This window comes from Streptomyces rimosus, assembly GCF_008704655.1.
In the GTDB taxonomy this organism is placed as follows: Bacteria; Actinomycetota; Actinomycetes; order Streptomycetales; family Streptomycetaceae; genus Streptomyces; species Streptomyces rimosus.
In genome coordinates this window covers 1,919,228-1,939,701 of the sequence record NZ_CP023688.1, presented here as the reverse complement: position 1 = coordinate 1,939,701, position 20,474 = coordinate 1,919,228, and the positions used below count along the sequence as shown (strand labels likewise).

Genomic DNA, 20,474 nt, shown 5'->3' with positions numbered 1-20,474 from the left:
CCTCCGAGGCGCGAAAAATACGATGGCGCCCGAATCCGGAGCCGGGCTATGGTGAGCCCGTTCCCCGCGGTGGCCGTCCGGCCGCCGCGTCCGGCCGTGAAGATTCAGGAGGTGTGACCGATGGCTGTCATTGCGATGGGCGCTGCCCGCGATCAGAAGACCATCCATTCCACTTCCGTGGTCTCCGGCTGACTCGACCTCACTTTTCGCCACGCGTCGGACGCGTGGGGCCGGGGCCACCCTTGTGAAGGGTTTCCCTTGCAATCGTCTTCCTTCTTCTCCGCTTCGTCGCGCCCGCTGACCGCCTACGGCTGGGACGACGGCTTCGCGGAGAGTTTCGCCGCTTACGCCGGACAGGACTCCGTGCCCGGCCGTGTCGTCCGCGTGGACCGCGGGCGGGTGGACGCCGTGGTGCCCGACGGGGACGGTGTCCGGACCGTGCTGGCGGACACCGCGCTGGTGGCCACCAGTGATCCGATGCGGGTGCCGTGCACCGGGGACTGGGCCGTGATCGACCTCGGCGAGGTCGGTGCGGGCCGGGACGGTGTGGTGCGGGCGCTGCTGCCGCGGCGTACCGCGTTCGTGCGCTCGGCGTCCTCCAAGCGGTCCGACGGGCAGGTGCTGGCGGCCAACGTGGACCACGCCGTGATCGCGGTCTCGCTCGCCGTGGACCTGGACCTCGGGCGCATCGAGCGCTTCGTCTCCCTGGCCTGGGAGAGCGGGGCGCAGCCGCTGCTCGTGCTGACCAAGGCCGACCTGGCCGGTGATCCGGACGTGCTGGCGCACCTGGTCGCGGACGCGGAGACCGCCGCGCCGGGGGTGCGGGTGCTGGCCGTCAGCGCGACCGACGGTGACGGGCTGGACGTCCTCACCGCGGTACTGGGCGGCGGCACGTCCGTACTGCTCGGGCAGTCCGGTGCGGGCAAGTCGACGCTCGCCAACGTGCTGGTGGGCGAGGACGTGCAGGACGTACGGGCCGCCCGCGACCGGGACGGCAAGGGCCGGCACACCACGACCACCCGGGACCTGCTGGTGCTGCCCGGCGGCGGGGTGCTGATCGACACCCCCGGCCTGCGGGGCGTCGGCATGTGGGACGCCGACACCGGGCTCGCGCGGGCCTTCTCGGACGTGGCGGAACTGGCCGAGGAGTGCCGCTTCCACGACTGCGCGCACGCCACCGAGCCCGGGTGCGCGGTGCTGGCGGCCATCGAGAGCGGCGCGCTGCCGCAGCGGCGGCTGGAGAGCTACCGCAAGCTGCTGCGCGAGAACGAGCGCATCGTCGCCAAGACGGACGCCCGGCTGCGGGCGGAGATCCGCAGGGACTGGAAGCAGAAGCAGGCCCTGGGCCGCCACATGGTGGAGCGGAAGAGGGGGGCTCGGGGGTAAGGGCAGGGCGGGTGCCTCCGGGCGCCCGCCCCGCTTCGGGGCCCCGTCCCCGCCCCAGCGCGATGTCCGATTCCCGCCAGGGAATCTCCCGCGCGTCGCGCACACTGGATCGTGTGATGGACGACGAGACCAGGTACGAGGCGGTGTCGAGCCGGGACGCCCGGTTCGACGGCGAGTTCTTCTTCGCCGTCGTGACCACCGGGATCTACTGCCGCCCGAGTTGCCCGGCGGTCACCCCGAAGCGTCCGAACGTACGGTTCTACGCGTCCGCCGCGGCCGCGCAGGGCGCCGGGTTCCGGGCCTGCCGCCGCTGCCGTCCGGACGCCGTGCCGGGCTCGGCGGAGTGGAACGTCCGGGCCGACCTGGTCGGCCGCGCCATGCGGTTCATCGACGACGGCGTGGTCGACCGGGAGGGCGTCGGCGGCCTCGCGCGGCGGCTGGGGTACAGCGCGCGGCAGGTGCAGCGGCAGCTCACGGCCGAGCTGGGCGCCGGGCCCGTGGCCCTGGCGCGGGCCCGGCGCGCGCACACCGCGCGGCTGCTCCTCCAGACCACCGGCCTGCCGGTCACCGATGTGGCCTTCGCCGCCGGATTCGCCAGCATCCGGCAGTTCAACGACACGATGCGGGAGATCTACGCCAGTACGCCGAGTGAGCTGCGCGCGGCGGCGGGAACCCGCGCGGGGGCGGGTACGGGCCCGTCCGGCGCCGCGCGGCACGGCGCGCCCGCCGGTGTCCCGCTGCGGCTGGCCTACCGGGGCCCGTACGCCGCCGCCGAGATCTTCGACTTCCTCCAGGCGCGCGCGGTGCCGGGCGTGGAGGAGGTGCGCGGCACGCGGGGCTCCCGTACGTACCGCCGCACGCTGCGGCTCACCCACGGCAGCGGCATCGCCGAGGTCGACGAGCACGCAGGCTCCCGGCAGCCGCGCCGGCCGCGCGCCGGACTGGTGTGCCCGGCCGCCCGGGGTGCGGACGGCGGCTGGCTGGAGTGCCGGCTGCACCTGACCGACCTGCGCGACCTGTCCACCGCCGTCCAGCGGATGCGCCGCCTGTTCGACCTGGACGCCGACCCGTACGCCGTCGCCGAGCGGCTGGGCACCGACCCGCTGCTCGGCCCGCTGGTCGCGGCCCGCCCCGGCCTGCGGTCGCCGGGCGCCGCCGACCCCGAGGAACTGGCCGTACGGACCGTCCTCGGCGGGCCGCCGGAACACGCCGCCGAGCTGGTACGGACGTACGGCAAGCCGCTGGACGCGGCGGACGGCGCGCTGACCCACCTCTTCCCCGAGCCCGCCGCGCTGACCGGCGCCGAGGTGCCGGAACCGGTGCGCGTGCTGTGCGGCGCGCTCGCCGACGGGGCGGTCCGGCTGGACGCGGGCGCGGACCGGGACGCCGCCGAGCGCGCGCTGCGCGCCCTGCCCGGGGTGGGCCCGGCGGCAGCCGCGTCCATACGGATGCGGGCGCTCGGCGACCCGGACGTGGGGCCGGTGGACGGCGGTGGGGCGTCGCCGGAGGCGTGGCGGCCCTGGCGCTCGTACGCCCTGCATCATCTCTGGCAGGCCGCGGGCGCCCGGGAGGGTCAGCCCGCGATGACGGCGCCGGTCCAGGCGCCGACCGCCAGCAGACAGGCGTACAGCTCGACCAGCACGGCGAACCCGATGGCCCGCATGGCCGTGCGGGTGGCGGCCCACGCGTCCCCGTGACTGCCCAGACGCGCCCGTTCCATCAGGTAGAGCGCGCCGACCGAGCCCAGCGCGGCTCCCACCACGGGCACCACGAAGAAGCCGATGATGCCCGCGGCGCCGCTGACGTACAGGGTCCGGTACGGGGCACCGGCGGCCCGGGGGTCGCGGGGCGGCAGCAGCCAGGCGAGGACCTGGGCGAGCAGCAGGACGGCGCTCGTGCCGATCAGGACGCACCAGGCCAGGGTGGAGCGCTCGGCCATCGCCCACCACAGCACGCCCGCCCACACGATCGGCGGCCCCGGGACCCCCGGGGCCAGCACGCCCAGCAGCCCGAGCAGCAGGACGAGGCCGACCGTGAGCAACTGCCATCCGCCCATGGCCCCAGCGTGCCGGAACCGGGGCCGGCGCGCCCCTTGGCGCGTACCGGCCGGGCGGCGCGGTGACGCCCTGCCGCGCCCTGTCTCCGCGGCCCCGGCCGGTGGACAATGCGGCCCATGGACCGACAGGGGGACCGGCGCCGGCACGAGGACGCGTGGTGGCGGGAGTTGTACGAGGACGACGGTGACGCCGCCGCCCGGGACACCGGCCCCGCGGGGGCGGCCCGGGACTCGCTCGACGACCGGGTGGACTCCGCTTTCCGTGCGGTGGGGCAGGCGACGGATGCCGAGTCCGTACCGCCGACCGAAGCCGGTACGGATACGCGCGCACCGGCGGGGCCCGGGCCCCGCCCCGAACCGATGGCCCTGCCCGCCGCCGACCCGGCCGCGCTGGACGATCTCGTACCGGACACGGAGCTGGACGGCGCCGGATACGGAACGTTCACCCTGCGCGCCGCCTCGCTGCGCGGCGAAGCCGCCCGCCACCGGGGTGAGCCGCGCGGCGACGCCCTGCTCACCGCCCGCTTCGGTGCCGGACAGCACGCGCTGGTCCTGGTCGCCGTGGCCACCACGGCCCCCGGCGGAGATTCGTATGCGTACGGAGGCACCCACCGCGCGGCCCGCGACGCCTGCCGCTGGATCGGCGGGGCCGTCGGCCGCAGCTACACCCGGCTGGCGGAGGACGTCCGTACGGGCGACCGCGACGCCCTGAAGTCGGGCCTGCACCGCCTGGCCGACCGGACCTACGGCAAGCTCCGTGCGTACGCCGTCGAGCACGGCATGGAGCCCGAGCAGTACACGGCTGCGCTGCGCTGCCTGCTGCTGCCCGCCGACCCGGCCTGCCGGACCCGGGTCTTCTTCGGCGCCGGAGCGGGCGGGTTCTTCCGGCTGGGCAACGGCGTCTGGCAGGACCTGGAGCCACCGCCCCAGGAGGACGCGACGGGCGGCCCGGTGCCCGCGGGCGGTGCGAGCGGGGCGGAGGAGACGCCCGTGGACATACCCGCAGACACGCTTCCGTGGCCGGTCCCCGGCGCGCCCGGCCCCGACGCGCTGATACCGGACGTACCGGACGCGCCCGATCAGGGTGCCCTCCTCCCCGACCTCGGCGGCGCCGTTCCCGGCCTGCCCCGCGCGCCGTCGGGGCAGCCCTGGCAGCCGCCGTACGAGCCCGCGCCGCGTACCGCGCCGGAGCCGTTCCGCTTCCGGGCCGTGGCCGCGCGGCCCGGCGATCTCCTGCTGGTGTGCAGTGCCGGGTTCGCGGGCCCGCTGACCGAGGCGGCCGGGTTCGGCAGCCACCTGGCCGCGCGGTGGACGGCCGCCGGGCCGCCGGGGCTCGCGGCGTTCCTGGCCGATGTCCGGCTGCACGCGGAGGGGTACGGACAGGACCGTACGGCTGTGGCGGTGTGGGAGGGGGCGGAGGCGGGGGAGGCGGTACGGCCCAGGTGACGCGGCAGGCGTAGTCCGGACGGACACCGGCCCGGGGGAGTGGTAGAACCAGGAAGGAATGCCGCGAAACGGGCCATTGCCGGCTGATGGTGCCCGCCCGCGGTCCCCCCTCCGGAGGAGCGACAGCGACATGGCGAAACAGACCGTGGCCGGGCAGTTCGTCGACATCCTGGTGCGCGCCGGTGTCCAGCGGCTCTACGGGGTCGTCGGCGACAGCCTCAACCCCGTCGTCGACGCGGTCCGCCGCACCGCCGGGATCGACTGGATCCAGGTCCGCCACGAAGAGGTCGCCGCCTTCGCGGCGGGCGCCGAGGCCCAGATCGCCGGGCGGCTGGCGGCCTGCGCGGGCTCCTGCGGCCCCGGCAACCTGCACCTGATCAACGGCCTCTTCGACGCCCACCGCTCGATGGCCCCGGTGCTCGCGCTCGCCTCGCACATCCCGTCCAGCGAGATCGGCACCGGCTTCTTCCAGGAGACCCACCCGGACCGGCTGTTCACCGAATGCAGCCACTACAGCGAGATGATCTCCAGCCGCGACCAGATGCCGCGGGTACTGCAGACGGCCGTGCAGAACGCCATCGGGCTCAGCGGCGTCTCCGTCGTCTCGCTGCCCGGCGACATCGCCGACCAGGAGGCGCCCGAGCGCTCCATCGAGCACGCACTGGTCACCTCGCGCCCCACCGTGCGCCCCGGCGACGCGGAGATCGACCAGCTGGTCCGGATGATCGAGGACGCCGGCAAGGTCACGCTGTTCTGCGGCAGCGGCACCGCGGGGGCGCACGCCGAGGTGATGGAGTTCGCCGAGCGCCTCAAGGCCCCGGTGGGCCACGCGCTGCGCGGCAAGGAGTGGATCCAGTACGACAACCCGTACGACGTCGGCATGAGCGGCCTGCTCGGGTACGGCGCCGCCTACGAGGCCACGCACGAGTGCGACCTGCTGATCCTGCTGGGCACGGACTTCCCGTACAACGCCTTCCTGCCGGACGACGTCAAGATCGTCCAGGTGGACGTGCGCCCCGAACGGCTCGGCCGCCGCTCCAAGCTGGACCTCGCGGTCTGGGGCGACGTACGCGAGACGCTGCGCTGCCTGAACCCGCGCATCACGCCCAAGAAGAGCCGCAAGTTCCTCGACCGGATGCTGAAGAAGCACGCCGACGCCCTGGAAGGCGTCGTCAAGGCCTATACGCGCAAGGTCGAGAAGCACACGCCGATCCACCCCGAATTCGTCGCGTCCGTCCTGGACGAGGAGGCCGAGGCAAACGCGATCTTCACAGTTGATACTGGGATGTGCAACGTTTGGGCGGCGCGCTACATCAGCCCCAACGGCCGCCGCCGCGTGATCGGTTCCTTCACCCACGGGTCGATGGCCAACGCGCTGCCGCAGGCGATCGGCGCCCAGTTCACCGACCGCCGCCGCCAGGTCGTCTCGATGTCCGGCGACGGCGGCTTCTCGATGCTGATGGGCGACTTCCTCACCCTCGTCCAGTACGACCTGCCGGTGAAGGTGGTCCTCTTCAACAACTCCTCGCTGGGCATGGTCGAGCTGGAGATGATGGTTGCCGGGCTGCCCGCGTACGGGACCGATAACCACAATCCGGACTTCGCCGCCATCGCGCGGGCGGCCGGGGCGCACGGCGTACGCGTGGAGAAGCCCAAGGAACTGCGCGGCGCGCTGCGCGACGCCTTCAAGCACAAGGGCCCGGCCCTGGTCGACGTGGTCACCGACCCCAACGCGCTGTCCATGCCGCCGAAGATCAGCCGGGACATGGTCCAGGGCTTCGCCCTCTCCGCCGGCAAGATCGTGCTGGAGGGCGGGGTCGGCCGCATGGTCCAGATGGCCCGCTCCAACCTCCGCAACATCCCCCGCCCCTGACCGGGCAGGACGGGCGTCGCGCCGCAGGCACATGCCTGCGGCCTGGCGTTCACCGGTCTCGTGGGCCGAAGCATGGCACCGGGTCCGATGGGCATGCATGACCGTGAAACTGTTCGAGGGAGAGGGACCTGAAGCGTACGGGGCGGGGAGGATGAAGCGTCAGTCTGTGCGGCGCGAGGACAGAGCCGGACCGGTGGCCGCACGCGTCGGCGTCCACAACGGCACCCGGCTGCCGGGGAAGATGGAACGCACACTGCGGCACGCGGACCTGACGGCGGTGGCCGGGGTACGCGCGGAGCTGCGCCAGCTGTTGCGCCAATGGGGTGGGGCCGGGGACAGCGACATCGCGGAACTGCTCGTCAGCGAGCTGGTCACCAACGCCCTCGTCCACACGAACGGGGGCGCCGTCGTGACCGCCACGGTCACCGACCGGCTGCGTGTGGAGGTACGGGACTTCGCCGGGCGGCGGCCCAGGCTGCGCCCGCCGACGACGGACGGCACCTCGGGGAGGGGGCTGATGCTGGTGCACTCCCTCGCGGACGCGTGGGGAGTACGTGCCCACGCGGTGGGCAAGTGCGTGTGGTTCGAGCTGGGCGGGCCGACCTGACGGCTGAGCTGGGCGGCGGACCGGCCTGACAAAAGGCCGGGGGTGCGGGCTCGGTCCGCCGCGGGTCAGCCGAACTGCTTCTCGATCTGCGCCAGCTTCTCCTCCAGGGAGTCCAGCCGGGGCAGTGCCTGGGTGTCGTCCTCGGCGGTCAGATCCACCGTCCGCGGATACGCGTCAGGGGTCTCGGCGCCGTGTACGGCCTTCAGCGCCGGGCGGGAACCGGCCGGGGACACAGGGTCGGCCCCCGCGGACAGCGGTCCGGGCGGCAGGGCTTCCGGGTCGCCGGCTATCGCAGGTTCCGCGCCGGCGGCCTGCTGCGCGGCGGGGGAGCCGTGCGCCGCCGGGGCGCCCGCCGCCAGCGGCACCTGCCGCCCGCCGCGCCCGCGGGTCCAGTTCCGGTGCTGGCGGTTGATCGCCTTGATCCGGGCCCGGTCCAGCTTGTCCTGCTCGCGCCTGCGGTGGCGGTTGCGCTCGTTCTGGCGGCGGTCCTCGCGGACCTCCTCGACGGCCTCGTCCAGGGTCCGTACGCCTTCCAGCAGCATCAGCGACCAGGCGCCGAACGTCTCCCGGGGGGCCCGCAGCCACCGTACGACCCTGATCTGCGGCAACGGGCGGGGCACCAGGCCCTGTTCGCGCAGTGCGGCCCGGCGGGTCTGCTTCAGCGCCCGGTCGAAGAGGACCGCCGCCGACAGCGACATGCCGGCGAAGAACTGCGGCGCGCCGTCGTGACCGAACCCGCGGGGCGCGTGCACCCAGTTGAACCAGGCCGCGGCGCCCGCGAACAGCCAGACCAGCAGGCGCGAACCGAGCGCCGCGTCGCCGTGGCTGGCCTCGCGCACCGCGAGCACGGAGCAGAACATCGCCGCGCCGTCGAGCCCGAACGGCACCAGGTACTCCCAGCCTCCGGAGAGGTTGAGGTTGGACACGCCGAAGCCGACCAGCCCGTGGAAGGAGAGCGCCGCCGCGACCGCGGCGCAGCAGAACAGCAGCACGTATGAGGCGGTGCCGTACACGGCCTCCTTGCGGCGCCGCCGCTCCTGGGTGCGCTCCCAGGAGTCGTCGCCCGGCGCCGCGTCGGCCGCGCGCCTGCCGCGCAGGACCACGACCACGGCCGCGGCGACCCCGACGAGCAGCAGGACCCCCGGAGCCAGCCAATTAAGCGATATATCGGTCATTCTCATCCTGGGGCCCCTTGCCTCGTCGTACGCGGTTTCGCGCGACATCCTGGCGGAATCCGTCCGTCCCGCCGGGGCTTTCGGCAAACGAGAACGCGAAGGGGGTGCGGGGGCGCGCGGAAGAGCGCATTCGAATCGAACTGCCGCTGTGACGTGCTGGGTTGGGTTCGATTCCGACGACCCGATCGGGTGGTGTGGGGGTCAGGTGGTTGCGGTGAGACGCTTGATGCGATCCGCGTCGCACGTACGGGGGCAGGTCACACAGGTGTCCTCGGGGCGCAGCGTGTAGAACATGCAGCAGCTCGCCCGGTCCCGGGTGGACAGCGCCGCGCCGTCCGGACCGGCCAGCTCGCGGAAGGCGGCGCCCCCGGCGTACGGGGCCGTGCCGCCCGGCAGCAGCCGCGCCGCCTCGGCCACCGCGCGCGGCTCCTCGCCCAGCAGGTGCCCCAGGTACCACAGGCCCTCGACGATCTCGTCCGAGGCCATGCCCCACAGGGCGCGCGGCCCGCGGCGCAGCCGGGGCCGGAAGCCGTCCAGTACGGGCCCGAGATGCTCGGCGACCGCCTCCCGCACCTCGGCGCGCAGCGCCTCCTCATCCGGCACGACCCGCGCGCCGGGCAGGTCCGCCGCCGGGTCGCCGGGCAGACAGGCGAACGAGCGGACCCGTACGGCCATCCGCCCCTCCTCGCGGTGGTACGCCACGTCCTCGACGGGCAGCCGCGGTACCCGGCGGTGCAGGAACCAGGGGATGGTGATCAACAGGCAGGCGGGCCAGGCGTAGCGGTGCAGGGCGAACGCGGCGACGACGTCGGGGCGGGCCCGCTGCCCGTAATCCCGTACGACCTGCGCGTCGTCCCAGGCCAGGAAGGTGTCCAGGGCCGTGGGATCGGTGGCCAGCGCGGCGGCGGTCACCCAGCCCTCGCCCTGTGGCGGCGTCGTCTCCCACTCGGACACCCGCAGTCCGGGGAACACCTCGGTGAGCCGGGCATACGCCCCGGTCAGGGGCTCGATGCGCGGTTGGGCGGAGAGCTGGGGGCGCATGCGGGACACCACCGATATCACGTTCGTTGGCAGGTAAGCCTTACCTTACCCGATCTTCGGGGGTTTTGAGCCGGGTTTGCACTGTCACAGGGGGCGCTTATGGTGCTGGAGGACGTGAGGAGGAACCCGCATGGAGCAGGGCAGAGCGGAACCGGCGCCGCGGCTGCGCGCCCAGGTGCCGGTACAGGGCGGCTCGCAGCCCGTGCGGGGCGGGCACACCGGCCACGAAGGCCCCGGGGAACACCCGGCGGAGCGCCCCGGGCACGGCACCGCGCCGCTCCCGGCCGGGCCGGACACCCCGCCGGACGCCGCGTACGAACACCGCCCCGGCGTCCCGGACCCCGCCACGGCATACATACCGGCGCCCGCAGCCCCCGCCCCCCGCAAACAGCCCCAGCGGCACTCCGTGCGCGGCCAGGTGCTCGCCGCGCTGCGCGAAGCCCTGACGGCCGGCGAACTGGTCCCCGGCGAGGTCTACTCGGCCCCCGCGCTCGCCGTCCGCTACGGCGTCTCCGCCACCCCCGTACGCGAAGCCATGCAGCTGCTCGCCTGCGAGGGCGCGGTCGAGGTCGCCCCGAACCGCGGTTTCCGCGTCGCCGAGCGCACCCACCGCGACCTCGCGGAGCTGGCCGAGGTGCGCAGGATGCTCGAAATACCGGCGCTGCTGCGGCTGGCACGGACGCTGCCGGCCGAGCGGTGGGAGGAGCTGCGCCCGCTGGCCGCCGCGGGCGTCGCCGCCGCGGCCCACGGCGACCGCACCGGATACGCCGACGCGGACCACGCCTTCCACCACGCCCTGCTCGCCCTCACCGGCAACCGCCAGCTCGTCCAGGTCGCCGACGACCTCCACCGCCGCACCCGCACCCCGGTCCACGGCAGCCCTCCGCCCCGCACGGCCGACCTCCTCGCCGCCGCCTCCGAACACACGGCCCTGCTGGACGCCCTGATGGCCCGCGAGTACGCCATCGTCGAACGCATCGCGCGCGAGCACCTTTCGCCGGGGCGGCGGGGGCACTGAGGGCCCGGGTCCCCGCAGCGGTCACCCGGTCAGGGGCACCAGCCTCTCCACCGTCACGTCCGCCACGTCCGCCGCCGGCCGGGACAGATACAGGTCCGCGTGGTAGAAACCGTCCGATTCCTTGCCGGTGGTGTCCAGGCCGCGGGCCTGTAGCGCGGTGAAGGCGGCGCGGCGTTCGGCCAGGTCGGCGAAGCGGCGCTGGCGGAAGGTGCGCACGGGCAGGCGTTCGGTCACCAGGCCGTGCGCGGCGAGGAGTTCCGCCACCGGGCCGTACGACACGGTCCGCAGGACGAACGCGGCGACCCACGGCGGCTCGGGCGTGCAGGCGAGCAGCCGCCCGAAGGTGGTGGCGGAGATGTACCCCACGCCGCCCGTCACGGTGATCAGGTCGGTGCCCGCCAGGGTGCGCCGCAGGCGTGCGCTCGGCTCGGCGGCCTCCAGATTCTCGGCGAACCCGGCGTCCAGCAGGCCGACGCGCTCGGCGTAGCCGACGGCGCGCTTGGCCGCGTCGATGCCGATGGTCCGCACGGCCTCCGGGCGGCGCAGCTCGTCGAAGAACGTCCGGTCCTCGTCGGCCAGCAGGACCGCCGACAGACCGCCGGTCTCCCGGGCGTCGGTGTACCGGTCGTACAGGTCCGCGAGGCTCAGCTTGTGGTTGAGCAGCGCCGCGTTGACGCCGTAGGAACAGCACAGGTCGACGACCTGGAGCGGCGTGCGGCCGGGCCGGCGCCGTTGCAGGTGCTCGGCCAGGGCGCGGAACACCCCCTGGCCGTGGTGCGGGATCTGGTAGTCGAGCGGGCGCAGCGTCCGGAAGTACGTACGGGGATCCGGGCAGTCGTAGATGGCCTCGAAATCCGCCTTTCCCCAGTCCGAGCCGGCCGATGGTTGCGGTGCTCCTGCTGCCAAGGTGTGGCCTCCTGAAAGGCGCTGCCGTAGGTCGGGAGTCGAACCGCACCAGCATCCAGTGCCAAGTCACTCACGGACAGTGCGACTTGAGGCCAAATTCGGGGTGGGTGGGGCCCGCGGAGTGAAATATGCCCGTGGCGCGGGCCCGGGAACCGGCGGGCGTGGCGGCCGGGAACGGAGCGAGCGACAGGGCCTACTGTGCCGCCCGGCCCGCGGGGGCCTCGGGCACGCCCTCCAGGTGCTCCGCGAGCCAGGTCGGTACGCCGCCCATGAGCCGGAAGAGCCGGGCGGCCTCGATGCGCAGCCCCTCCGCCTCCTCGGGCGGCGCCGCGTCGGCGAGGGCGACCAGGGCCGGCGCCGTACCGACCAGGAACCCCAGTTCCTCGCGGATGCGCAGGGACTCGGCGAAACCGTGCCGGGCCTCGGCGAGTTCGCCGTCGCGCAGGGCGAGCCCGGCGAGATGGCGCCAGGTGAAGGAGAGCAGCAGGGTGTCGCCGTGCGCGGTGGCACCCGCGTGGGCGCGGCGGTAGGCGGCGCGCGCGGACTCCGGGCTGTTGGCGACGTGTTCGGCCATCAGGCCGCGCCGGTAGTCCAGCAGCGCGCGGCCGGGCGCCGCGGGGGCCAGCAGGGCCGCGGCCCTGCCGAGCGCGGAGCGGGCCTCGTCGGCGCGGTCCCGTACGCCCAGGACCGTGGCGGCGTACGCCAGGTGGCCGCGCTCGCAGGCCGCGGCGCCCCGCTCGTCGTTGTCGCCCGCCACCGCCTCGGCGGCGCGCAGCGCGTCCTCGGCCGCGGCCCATCCGGCGGCGGTGAACAGACAGCGCTCCACGAGGAGGGCGGCGCGGCGGATCGCGTATCGGGGATGCCCGGCCGCGTGGGGTTCCAGCAGGGCCGCCGCGTCGTCCCAGCACCCCCGTGACCGCAGCCGCCACACGGCCCCGTCCAGGGCGTCCGCCCCGGTCGCCGACCTGGCCGCGGGAAGCACCGGCACCGGTTCCCCGGGCTGTGTGGTTCCCGCGGTTCCCGCGGCTCCTGACATGGCGGTGTCCGCCACATTGCCCTCCCCGAGCGCACCGTTGAGCTGGAACTGAGAAGCAGTGGGCGCATCTCAGCACGAATCCCGCCGCCCGGCCAAGAGGGAAGGTGAATGATTTCACAATCGCTCCGCCGCCTCTTTGGGACGCCGTGACGGCCCAAAACCGGCAGTACAAGGCGCCCTGAGGGGTGGGGCGGGGGAGGTGCGGCGGTGCGCGGCGCCGTCGGGATACGTCCGATCGGGTGACGCGTGATCAGGGATTACCGGTGCCGCGGGGGCAGTTGCTGACGTTCGGTCAACCAAGCGCGGAGTGGCGGGCGTTGTGCACCGGCCCGGCCGGGGGCGCATATCCGCCATTCATACGTGACCGAATGTGGGCCGTGGTTCAGCCCGTTCGCCGCTCGGTGAACGCGCCTCTCAGCTCATCCGCAGCGCCAGGAAGAAGTCCAGCTTGTCCTCCAGGCGCGCCAGGTCGCGGCCGGTCAGCTGCTCGATGCGGCCGACCCGGTAGCGCAGGGTGTTGACGTGCAGGTGGAGGCGGGTGGCGCAGCGGGTCCAGGAGCCGTCGCAGTCGAGGAACGCCTCCAGGGTGGGTATCAGCTCGGCGCGGTGGCGGCGGTCGTAGCCGCGCAGCGGGTCCAGGAGCCGGGCGGTGAAGGCGCGGCGTACGTCGTCGGGGACGAAGGGCAGCAGCAGGACGTGCGAGGCCAGCTCCTCGTGGCCCGCCGCGCAGACCCGCCCGGGGCGGGCCGCGGCGACCCGGCGGGCGTGCCGGGCCTCCTCCAGGGCGCCGCGCAGGCCCTCCGCCGAGTGGACGGAGGCGCTGACGCCGATGGTCAGGCGGCCGTCGTCGCCCAGGCCGCGGGTCAGCGGCTCCTGTACGGCTGCGAGCAGGGCGTCGGCCTGGAGCCCGGCGGTGGACTGGCCGTCGCGCCCGTCGTCGTCCGGTACGGCCGGCAGCGGCACCAGGGCCACCGCCTCGTCCCCGGTGTGCGCGACGGCGATCCGGTCGGACGGGTCGGGCCCGAACGTACCGGGGTCGACCAGCACCTCTTCCAGCAGTGTCTGCGCGACCGGCCCGCCGGGCACGTCCCCGCCCGCCCACTCGACGCGGGCCACGACGACCTGCCAGTGCGGCGCCGTGCCCAGCCCGGGCAGCAGTACGGGCGCGGCCACCCGGAGCCGGGCCGCGATCTCGGCGGGCGCGGCGCCCGTCTGCACCAGCTCCAGGACCTCCTGGGCGAGGCGTCTGCGGACCGTACGGGCCGCGTCGCGGCGGTCGCGTTCGACGGCGATCAGCTGGGTGACGCCGTGCAGCAGGTCCAGGCGCTCCTCGGCCCAGTCGCCGGCGTCCGCCTCGACGGCCAGCAGCCAGTCGGACAGGACCGTCTCGCGCAGGTCGCGGCCGTTGCCGCGGATGGGGAAGAGGGAGTACGTGGTGCTGCCGAGCGGGAGCCGGTAGGGGCCGCGGCGGCCGGTGCGGGAGGCGGCCAGGTGCTCGCCGGCCAGCCGGGCGCCGGTCTCGGCGGGCAGCTCGGGCCCCGATCCGGCCAGGGTGGACCCGGCTATCTGCCGGCCGGTGGGGGACAGTACCCAGGCGCGCAGGTCCAGGTCGGAGCCGAGCAGTTCCAGTACGGCCTCCGGGCCGCCGCCGGCGGGCCCCGAGGTCATCAGGCGGCGGTGCCGGTCCACCACGGCGGCCAGGTCGCCCGCGCGCTCGCCGGAGACCTGGCGTACGACGTACTCCGTGATCGAGGCGAAGGAGACGTCCTCCACGACGGAGAACAGCGGCAGGCGGTGCCGGGCGCAGGCCACCACCAGGTCCTCGGGCACCGCGCCGAGCTCGGCCTCGCCCGCGGCCAGCCCGGCGACCCCGGCCGCGGCCAGGATGCGCACGAACCGCTCGGAGTCCTGCGGCTCGCGGCGCCAGGCCAGGCCCGTGAGCACCAGCTCGCCGCCGGACAGGTAGCGGCTGGGGTCGCGCAGGTCGGTGGTCATGACCCCGCGCACGGTACGGTCCAGTTCCTCCTCGCCGCCCAGCAGCCGCAGGCCGAGAGTGCCGGTGTCCAGGAGTGCGCGGAGCCGCATGGTCTCTCGCCCGCCGTTCTGTTCTGACTGATGTTGCCGGTGGAATGCCGCGAGGTTTCTGCGCCTCGCCTTTCGTTCGAATCTACAAGACATGCGCCGTGGCCAGCCAACCGCTTCATGGTTTCGGTGACTGCACCCGGCGGGTGCGGGGCGCGTTCACTGGGCCCAACCGCGTTAACAGGACATGAACGGCCCCCTTGAGTCGAGGGCCGCAGGTCCCCGTCGCGGGCAGCGGACGACCCGATTTCGCGAACGGTGCCGGCGCCGGTGGACCCGGCGCCAGGACGCACCGAAGATTTCGTAGAAGAGAGCCTCGTATGGACTTCCTTCGCCCCGGCAGCTGGGAGGAGGCGCTCGCCGCCAAGGCCGAGCACCCCACGGCTGTGCCGATCGCGGGCGGCACCGACGTCATGGTCGAGATCAACTTCGACCACCGCCGCCCGGAGTACCTGCTCGACCTGAACCGCGTCGATGACCTGCGGGAGTGGGAGGTGGGCGAGGAGACCGTACGGCTCGGCGCGTCCGTGCCGTACACGCAGATCATGGAGAACCTGCGGACCGAGCTGCCCGGCCTGGCGCTCGCCTCGCACACCGTCGCCTCCCCGCAGATCCGCAACCGCGGCGGCGTCGGCGGCAACCTGGGCACCGCCTCCCCGGCCGGCGACGCGCACCCGGCGCTGCTCGCCTCCGGCGGCGAGGTCGAGGCCGAGTCGGTGCGCGGCCGCCGCATGATCCCGATCGACGACTTCTACCTGGGCGTCAAGCGCAACGCCCTGGAGCCGGACGAGCTGATCCGCGCCGTGCACCTGCCCAAGGCGGACGGGCCGCAGCAGTTCTCCAAGGTCGGCACCCGCAACGCCATGGTCATCGCGGTGTGCGCCTTCGGCCTCGCGCTGCACCCGGACACCCGCACGGTACGGACCGGCATCGGCTCGGCCGCCCCCACGCCCGTACGGGCCAGGGCCGCCGAGGAGTTTCTGACGGCGGCCCTGGAGGAGGGCGGTTTCTGGGAGTCGGGGCGGCCCATTCCGCCGTCCGTGGCCAAACAGTTCGCCGAGCTTGCGGCCGGCGCCTGCAACCCGATCGACGACGTGCGCGGCAGCGCGAAGTACCGGCGGCACGCGGTGGGAATCATGGCGCGCCGCACCCTCGGCTGGACCTGGGAGTCCTACCGCGGCAACGAAAGGAGCGCCCAGTGCGCGTGAAGTTCACCGTCAACGGCCGCGAGCAGCAGGCCGACGACGTATGGGAGGGCGAGAGCCTGCTGTACGTGCTGCGCGAGCGGATGGGCCTTCCGGGTTCGAAGAACGCCTGTGAGCAGGGCGAATGCGGCTCCTGCACGGTCCGTCTGGACGGTGTGCCGGTGTGCTCGTGCCTGGTCGCGGCCGGCCAGGCCGAGGGCCGGGAGATCGTCACCGTCGAGGGCCTGGCGGACTACGCCGAGCAGCGCGCGCAGCACGGCGGCTGCGCCACCGGCGCATGCGGCGCCGGTACGAGCGTGGACGCCGCGCAGCGCTGGCAGGCCAAGCCGGCCGGCGCCGACGGGCAGACCGGCGAGCAGGTCAAACTCTCGCCGATCCAGCGGGCGTTCATCGACGCGGGCGCCGTCCAGTGCGGCTTCTGCACACCCGGCCTCCTGGTCGCCGCCGACGAACTGCTGGAGCGCAACGCCCAGCCGTCCGACGCGGACATCCGCGAGGCGCTGTCCGGCAACCTGTGCCGCTGCACGGGCTACGAGAAGATCCTCGACGCGGTACGCCTCGCCGCCGCCCGCGGGGACGCGCAGACCACCGGAACGGGGGCCTGACCATGAGCGGAGTCACCCGCACACCCACCCACCTGACCCAGGGCGGCACCACCGACGCGGGCATCGGCGCCTCGACGCTGCGCCCGGACGGCACCCTGAAGGTGACCGGCGAGTTCGCGTACTCCTCCGATCTGTGGCACGAGGACATGCTGTGGGGCTTCACGCTGCGCTCCACCGTCGCGCACGCCGAGATCGTCTCCATCGACACCTCCGAGGCGCTCGCCCAGTCCGGCGTCTACGCGGTCCTCACCTATGACGACCTGCCCACCGAGGTGAAGAACTACGGCCTGGAGATCCAGGACACGCCCGTCCTGGCGCACGGCAAGGTCCGCCACCACGGCGAGCCGGTCGCGCTGGTCGCCGCCGACCACCCGGAGACCGCCCGCCGCGCCGCCGCCAAGATCAAGGTCGAGTACGCCGAGCTGCCGGTGGTCACCGACGAGGAGTCCGCGACCCGCGAGGGCGCCCCGCTGGTCCACGAGAACCGCACCGACGACCATGCCGGGCACGTACCGCACCCGAACATCGTGCACCGCCAGCCCATCGTGCGCGGCGACGCCGAGGCGGCAGCCCGCCGCGCCGACGTGATCGTGACCGGCGAGTACGTCTTCGGCATGCAGGACCAGGCGTTCCTCGGTCCGGAGTCCGGCCTCGCGGTGCCCGCCGAGGACGGCGGCGTCGACCTGTACGTGGCCACCCAGTGGCTGCACTCCGACCTGCGCCAGATCGCCCCCGTCCTGGGCCTGCCCGAGGACAAGGTCCGCATGACGCTCTCCGGCGTCGGCGGCGCCTTCGGCGGCCGCGAGGACCTGTCGATGCAGATCCACGGCTGTCTGCTCGCGCTGCGCACCGGCAAGCCCGTCAAGATCGTCTACAACCGGTTCGAGTCGTTCTTCGGCCACGTCCACCGGCACCCCGCCAGGCTCTGGTACGAGCACGGCGCCACCAAGGACGGCAAGCTCACCCACATGAAGTGCCGGATCGTGCTGGACGGCGGCGCCTACGCGTCCGCCTCCCCGGCCGTCGTCGGCAACGCCTCCTCCCTGTCCGTCGGCCCGTACGTGGTCGAGGACGTGGACATCGAGGCCATCGCCCTCTACACGAACAACCCGCCCTGCGGCGCCATGCGCGGCTTCGGCGCCGTCCAGGCGTGCTTCGCGTACGAGGCGCAGATGGACAAGCTCGCCAAGAAGCTGGGCATGGACCCGGTCGAGTTCCGGCAGCTGAACGCCATGGAGCAGGGCACCCTGCTGCCGACGGGCCAGGTCGTGGACTCCCCGGCGCCGGTCGCCGAACTGCTGCGCCGCGTCAAGGCGATGCCGCTGCCGCCCGAGAACCAGTGGGAGACCACCGAGGGCGCCGACGTCCGCGCGCTGCCCGGCGGGCTGTCCAACACCACGCACGGTGAGGACGTCGTACGGGGCATCGGCTACGCGGTCGGCATCAAGAACGTCGGCTTCTCCGAGGGCTTCGACGACTACTCGACCGCCCGGGTCCGCATGGAGGTCGTCGGCGGCGTGCCGGTCGCGACCGTGCACACGGCCATGGCGGAGGTCGGCCAGGGCGGCGTCACCGTCCACGCGCAGATCGCCCGTACGGAACTGGGCGTCGACCAGGTCACCATCCATCCGGCGGACACCCGGGTCGGCTCGGCCGGCTCCACCTCCGCCTCCCGGCAGACCTATGTCACCGGCGGCGCGGTGAAGAACGCCTGCGAGCACGTCCGCGAACAGGTCCTGGAACTGGGCCGGCGCAAGTTCGGCACGTACCACCCGGCGTGGGCCACCGCCGAACTCCTGCTGGAGGGCGGCAAGGTCGTCACCGACGGCGGCGAGGTGCTGGCCGATGTGGCGGACGTGCTGGAGGACGAGGCGATCGACCTCGAACTCGAATGGCGGCACCGCCCCACCGAACCGTTCGACCTGCGCACCGGCCAGGGCAACGGCCACGTCCAGTACTCCTTCGCGGCACACCGCGCGGTGGTCGAGGTGGACACCGCCCTCGGCCTGGTCAAGGTCGTGGAACTGGCCTGCGCCCAGGACGTCGGCAAGGCCCTGAACCCGCTGTCCGTCATCGGGCAGATCCAGGGCGGTACGACACAGGGCCTCGGCGTCGCGGTGATGGAGGAGATCATCGTGGACCCGAAGACCGCGAAGGTGCGCAACCCGTCCTTCACGGACTATCTGATCCCCACCATCCTCGACACGCCGACCATCCCGGTCGACGTGCTCGAACTCGCCGACGAGCACGCCCCGTACGGGCTGCGCGGCATCGGCGAGGCCCCCACCCTGTCGTCCACCCCGGCCGTCCTCGCGGCGATCCGGAACGCGACCGGGCTGGAACTGAACCGGACCCCGGTCCGGCCGGAGCACCTCACCGGCACATAGCCGCGCGGGCGGGGCAGCCGTACGACGGTGCCGGTCACCGCCGTACGGCCGCCCCGCAGCAGGCGCCTGGGCCGTCCCCCGGGTCGTGCAGCCGATGTTCCATCCCAAATCTCGCGCCGCGGTGCGTGCGTGACGCGAGGGCCCCTATGAACCTTGGGAGTAAGGCACCATGACCCAGCAGTTCCTGGAGCCGAAGACCACGGCGGACGACGCGGGCGCGGGCACGCGCCAGCCCGCCGGCCGGTCCTGGCTCGACCGGTACTTCCACATCTCCGACAGAGGATCGACGGTCGCGCGCGAGGTGCGCGGCGGCATCACCACCTTCATGGCGATGTGCTACATCCTTCTGCTCAACCCCCTCATCCTGTCGACGCCGGACGCCGAGAAGCACACCCTGGCGAGCGCCGGGGTGGTGACCGCCACGGCGTTCGGCGCGGCGGTCTGCACGCTGCTCATGGGGTTCATCGGCAAGGTGCCGCTGGCCCTCGCCGCCGGACTGAACGTCTCGGCGGCCCTGACCTCGCAGGTCGTGCCGTACATGACATGGCCGCAGGCGATGGGCATGTGCGTGCTCTACGGCGTGGTGATCATGCTCCTGGTGGTCACCGGGCTGCGCGAGATGATCATGAATGCCATCCCGCTGGCCCTCAAGCACGCCATCACCATGGGCATCGGCATGTTCGTCGCCCTGCTCGGCCTGGTGAAGGCGGGCTTCGTCGGCAAGGGCGCCGGCGGCCCCGTCCAGCTCGGCCCGGCCGGCGAACTCGCCGGCTGGCCGGTCCTCTTCTTCGCCGTCACCCTGGTGCTGATCTTCATGCTCCAGGCCCGCAACGTGCCCGGCGCCATCCTCATCGGCATCGTCGTCGGCACGGTCCTTTCCGTGCTCGCCACCACCCTCGGCGGCCTCACCGACAAGGACTGGGGCGGCACCTCGCCCGAGCTGCACGGCAGCGCCGTCACCATGCCGGACTTCGGCCTCTTCGGGCATGTGGAGTTCGGCGGCTGGGACCAGATCGGCGCGATCACTGTCGGCATGATCGTCTTCACCCTCGTCCTCGCCGGCTTCTTCGACGCGATGGCCACCATCATCGGCGTCGGTACGGAAGCCAAGCTCGCCGACGACAAGGGGCGGATGCCGGGCCTGTCCAAGGCGCTGTTCGTCGACGGCGCGGGCGGCGCGATCGGCGGCGTCGCCGGCGCGTCGGGCCAGACCGTGTTCATCGAGTCGGCCAGCGGTGTCGGCGAAGGCGCCCGTACCGGCCTGTCCTCGGTCGTCACCGGCCTGTTCTTCGCCGCCTGCCTCTTCTTCACCCCGCTCACCCAGCTCGTGCCCGCCCAGGTCGCGGCGGCCGCCCTCGTCGTGATCGGCTCGATGATGATGAGTGCCGCCAAGCACGTGGACTGGAGCGACCGATCGGTGTCCATCCCGGTGTTCCTCACCGTGGCGCTGATGCCCTTCACGTACAACATCACCGCGGGCGTCGGCGCGGGCGTCATCGCCTACACCGCCATCAAGACCGCGCAGGGCAAGTGGCGGGAGGTCGGCGCCTTCATGTGGGTACTCGCTCTGATCTTCCTCGTCTACTTCTCGCTGCACCCCATCGAGAACTGGCTGGGCGTCAAGTAACGCCCGCCCTCGCCATCACCGTAA

Annotated in this window: 15 protein-coding genes and 1 pseudogene; 10 read left to right on the top strand and 6 right to left on the bottom strand. The window is 73.5% G+C overall.

The annotated features are described in order from the left end of the window. Window positions 1-258: 258 nt before the first annotated feature. Complete coding sequence (rsgA, locus tag CP984_RS07960) at window positions 259-1,386, top strand: ribosome small subunit-dependent GTPase A (RefSeq protein ID WP_003983292.1); 1,128 nt, start codon at window positions 259-261, stop codon at window positions 1,384-1,386. Between the two features lie 116 nt (window positions 1,387-1,502). After that, entirely contained in the window at window positions 1,503-3,083 is a 1,581-nt protein-coding gene (locus CP984_RS07955; RefSeq protein WP_043979889.1) for a DNA-3-methyladenine glycosylase 2 family protein, read from the top strand. On the opposite strand, the pseudogene CP984_RS42610 reads toward CP984_RS07955, so the two are convergent. After that, window positions 3,035-3,325 (bottom strand): annotated as a pseudogene (locus CP984_RS42610) (DUF456 domain-containing protein); the annotation flags it as partial. The gene CP984_RS07955 and the pseudogene CP984_RS42610 sit on opposite strands and share 49 nt — an antisense overlap. A gap of 234 nt (window positions 3,326-3,559) precedes the next feature. Between CP984_RS42610 and CP984_RS07945 the strand changes: the two are divergent. From CP984_RS07945 to CP984_RS07935, 3 genes are all read left to right on the top strand, one after another. Next, on the top strand, window positions 3,560-4,888 hold the full coding sequence (locus CP984_RS07945) for a protein phosphatase 2C domain-containing protein (RefSeq protein ID WP_003986699.1): 1,329 nt from the start codon (window positions 3,560-3,562) through the stop codon (window positions 4,886-4,888). 130 nt (window positions 4,889-5,018) lie between these two features. After that, complete coding sequence (locus CP984_RS07940; RefSeq protein WP_003986700.1) at window positions 5,019-6,761, top strand: pyruvate dehydrogenase; 1,743 nt, start codon at window positions 5,019-5,021, stop codon at window positions 6,759-6,761. 151 nt (window positions 6,762-6,912) lie between these two features. Continuing rightward, window positions 6,913-7,368: an ATP-binding protein gene (locus CP984_RS07935; RefSeq protein ID WP_031008557.1), complete on the top strand. Its 456-nt coding sequence runs from the start codon at window positions 6,913-6,915 to the stop codon at window positions 7,366-7,368. 65 nt (window positions 7,369-7,433) lie between these two features. On the opposite strand, the gene CP984_RS07930 is transcribed toward CP984_RS07935, so the two are convergent. Both CP984_RS07930 and CP984_RS07925 read right to left on the bottom strand, forming a co-directional pair. Then, the gene (locus CP984_RS07930) at window positions 7,434-8,549 is read right to left on the bottom strand and encodes a DUF2637 domain-containing protein (protein ID WP_003986702.1); all 1,116 of its coding nucleotides are present in this window, start codon (window positions 8,547-8,549) and stop codon (window positions 7,434-7,436) included. A 195-nt stretch (window positions 8,550-8,744) separates the two neighbouring features. Beyond that, window positions 8,745-9,584 carry a (2Fe-2S)-binding protein gene (locus CP984_RS07925; protein WP_003986703.1) on the bottom strand — a complete coding sequence of 280 codons (840 nt, stop codon included), beginning with the start codon at window positions 9,582-9,584 and terminating at the stop codon, window positions 8,745-8,747. A 130-nt stretch (window positions 9,585-9,714) separates the two neighbouring features. Here CP984_RS07925 and CP984_RS07920 point away from each other — a divergent pair, with 130 nt between their 5' ends. Further along, window positions 9,715-10,602 carry a GntR family transcriptional regulator gene (locus CP984_RS07920; RefSeq protein WP_003986704.1) on the top strand — a complete coding sequence of 296 codons (888 nt, stop codon included), beginning with the start codon at window positions 9,715-9,717 and terminating at the stop codon, window positions 10,600-10,602. Between the two features lie 21 nt (window positions 10,603-10,623). Here the strand turns inward: CP984_RS07920 and CP984_RS07915 are convergent, their stop codons facing one another. From CP984_RS07915 to CP984_RS07905, 3 genes are all read right to left on the bottom strand, one after another. Continuing rightward, on the bottom strand, window positions 10,624-11,508 hold the full coding sequence (locus tag CP984_RS07915) for a hypothetical protein (RefSeq protein ID WP_003986705.1): 885 nt from the start codon (window positions 11,506-11,508) through the stop codon (window positions 10,624-10,626). 193 nt (window positions 11,509-11,701) lie between these two features. Continuing rightward, window positions 11,702-12,559 (bottom strand): hypothetical protein, encoded by an 858-nt coding sequence (locus CP984_RS07910; RefSeq protein WP_031008559.1) that lies wholly within the window; start codon window positions 12,557-12,559, stop codon window positions 11,702-11,704. Between the two features lie 399 nt (window positions 12,560-12,958). Continuing rightward, on the bottom strand, window positions 12,959-14,629 hold the full coding sequence (locus CP984_RS07905; RefSeq protein ID WP_003984288.1) for a PucR family transcriptional regulator: 1,671 nt from the start codon (window positions 14,627-14,629) through the stop codon (window positions 12,959-12,961). 317 nt (window positions 14,630-14,946) lie between these two features. Between CP984_RS07905 and CP984_RS07900 the strand changes: the two genes are divergently transcribed. The 4 genes from CP984_RS07900 to CP984_RS07885 all read left to right on the top strand — a co-directional run bounded on the left by CP984_RS07900 (window position 14,947) and on the right by CP984_RS07885 (window position 20,450). Continuing rightward, on the top strand, window positions 14,947-15,834 hold the full coding sequence (locus CP984_RS07900) for an FAD binding domain-containing protein (RefSeq protein ID WP_003984287.1): 888 nt from the start codon (window positions 14,947-14,949) through the stop codon (window positions 15,832-15,834). After that, window positions 15,825-16,436, top strand: coding sequence for a (2Fe-2S)-binding protein (locus tag CP984_RS07895; RefSeq protein ID WP_003984286.1), 612 nt, complete (start codon window positions 15,825-15,827; stop codon window positions 16,434-16,436). The genes CP984_RS07900 and CP984_RS07895 overlap by 10 nt, the downstream gene beginning before the upstream one ends. A gap of 2 nt (window positions 16,437-16,438) precedes the next feature. Then, on the top strand, window positions 16,439-18,823 hold the full coding sequence (locus CP984_RS07890) for a xanthine dehydrogenase family protein molybdopterin-binding subunit (RefSeq protein WP_003984285.1): 2,385 nt from the start codon (window positions 16,439-16,441) through the stop codon (window positions 18,821-18,823). A 169-nt stretch (window positions 18,824-18,992) separates the two neighbouring features. Next, window positions 18,993-20,450 carry an NCS2 family permease gene (locus CP984_RS07885; RefSeq protein WP_003984284.1) on the top strand — a complete coding sequence of 486 codons (1,458 nt, stop codon included), beginning with the start codon at window positions 18,993-18,995 and terminating at the stop codon, window positions 20,448-20,450. Window positions 20,451-20,474: the final 24 nt, after the last annotated feature.

Coding starts and splice junctions, on each gene's coding strand:
- CP984_RS07945 (WP_003986699.1), top strand. CDS start 3,560: ATGGACCGACAGGGGGACCGGCGCCGGCACGAGGACGCGTGGTGGCGG.
- CP984_RS07885 (WP_003984284.1), top strand. CDS start 18,993: ATGACCCAGCAGTTCCTGGAGCCGAAGACCACGGCGGACGACGCGGGC.
- CP984_RS07925 (WP_003986703.1), bottom strand. CDS start 9,584: ATGCGCCCCCAGCTCTCCGCCCAACCGCGCATCGAGCCCCTGACCGGG.
- CP984_RS07955 (WP_043979889.1), top strand. CDS start 1,503: ATGGACGACGAGACCAGGTACGAGGCGGTGTCGAGCCGGGACGCCCGG.
- CP984_RS07920 (WP_003986704.1), top strand. CDS start 9,715: ATGGAGCAGGGCAGAGCGGAACCGGCGCCGCGGCTGCGCGCCCAGGTG.
- CP984_RS07930 (WP_003986702.1), bottom strand. CDS start 8,549: ATGAGAATGACCGATATATCGCTTAATTGGCTGGCTCCGGGGGTCCTG.
- CP984_RS07900 (WP_003984287.1), top strand. CDS start 14,947: ATGGACTTCCTTCGCCCCGGCAGCTGGGAGGAGGCGCTCGCCGCCAAG.
- CP984_RS07935 (WP_031008557.1), top strand. CDS start 6,913: ATGAAGCGTCAGTCTGTGCGGCGCGAGGACAGAGCCGGACCGGTGGCC.
- CP984_RS07905 (WP_003984288.1), bottom strand. CDS start 14,629: ATGCGGCTCCGCGCACTCCTGGACACCGGCACTCTCGGCCTGCGGCTG.
- CP984_RS07890 (WP_003984285.1), top strand. CDS start 16,439: ATGAGCGGAGTCACCCGCACACCCACCCACCTGACCCAGGGCGGCACC.
- CP984_RS07940 (WP_003986700.1), top strand. CDS start 5,019: ATGGCGAAACAGACCGTGGCCGGGCAGTTCGTCGACATCCTGGTGCGC.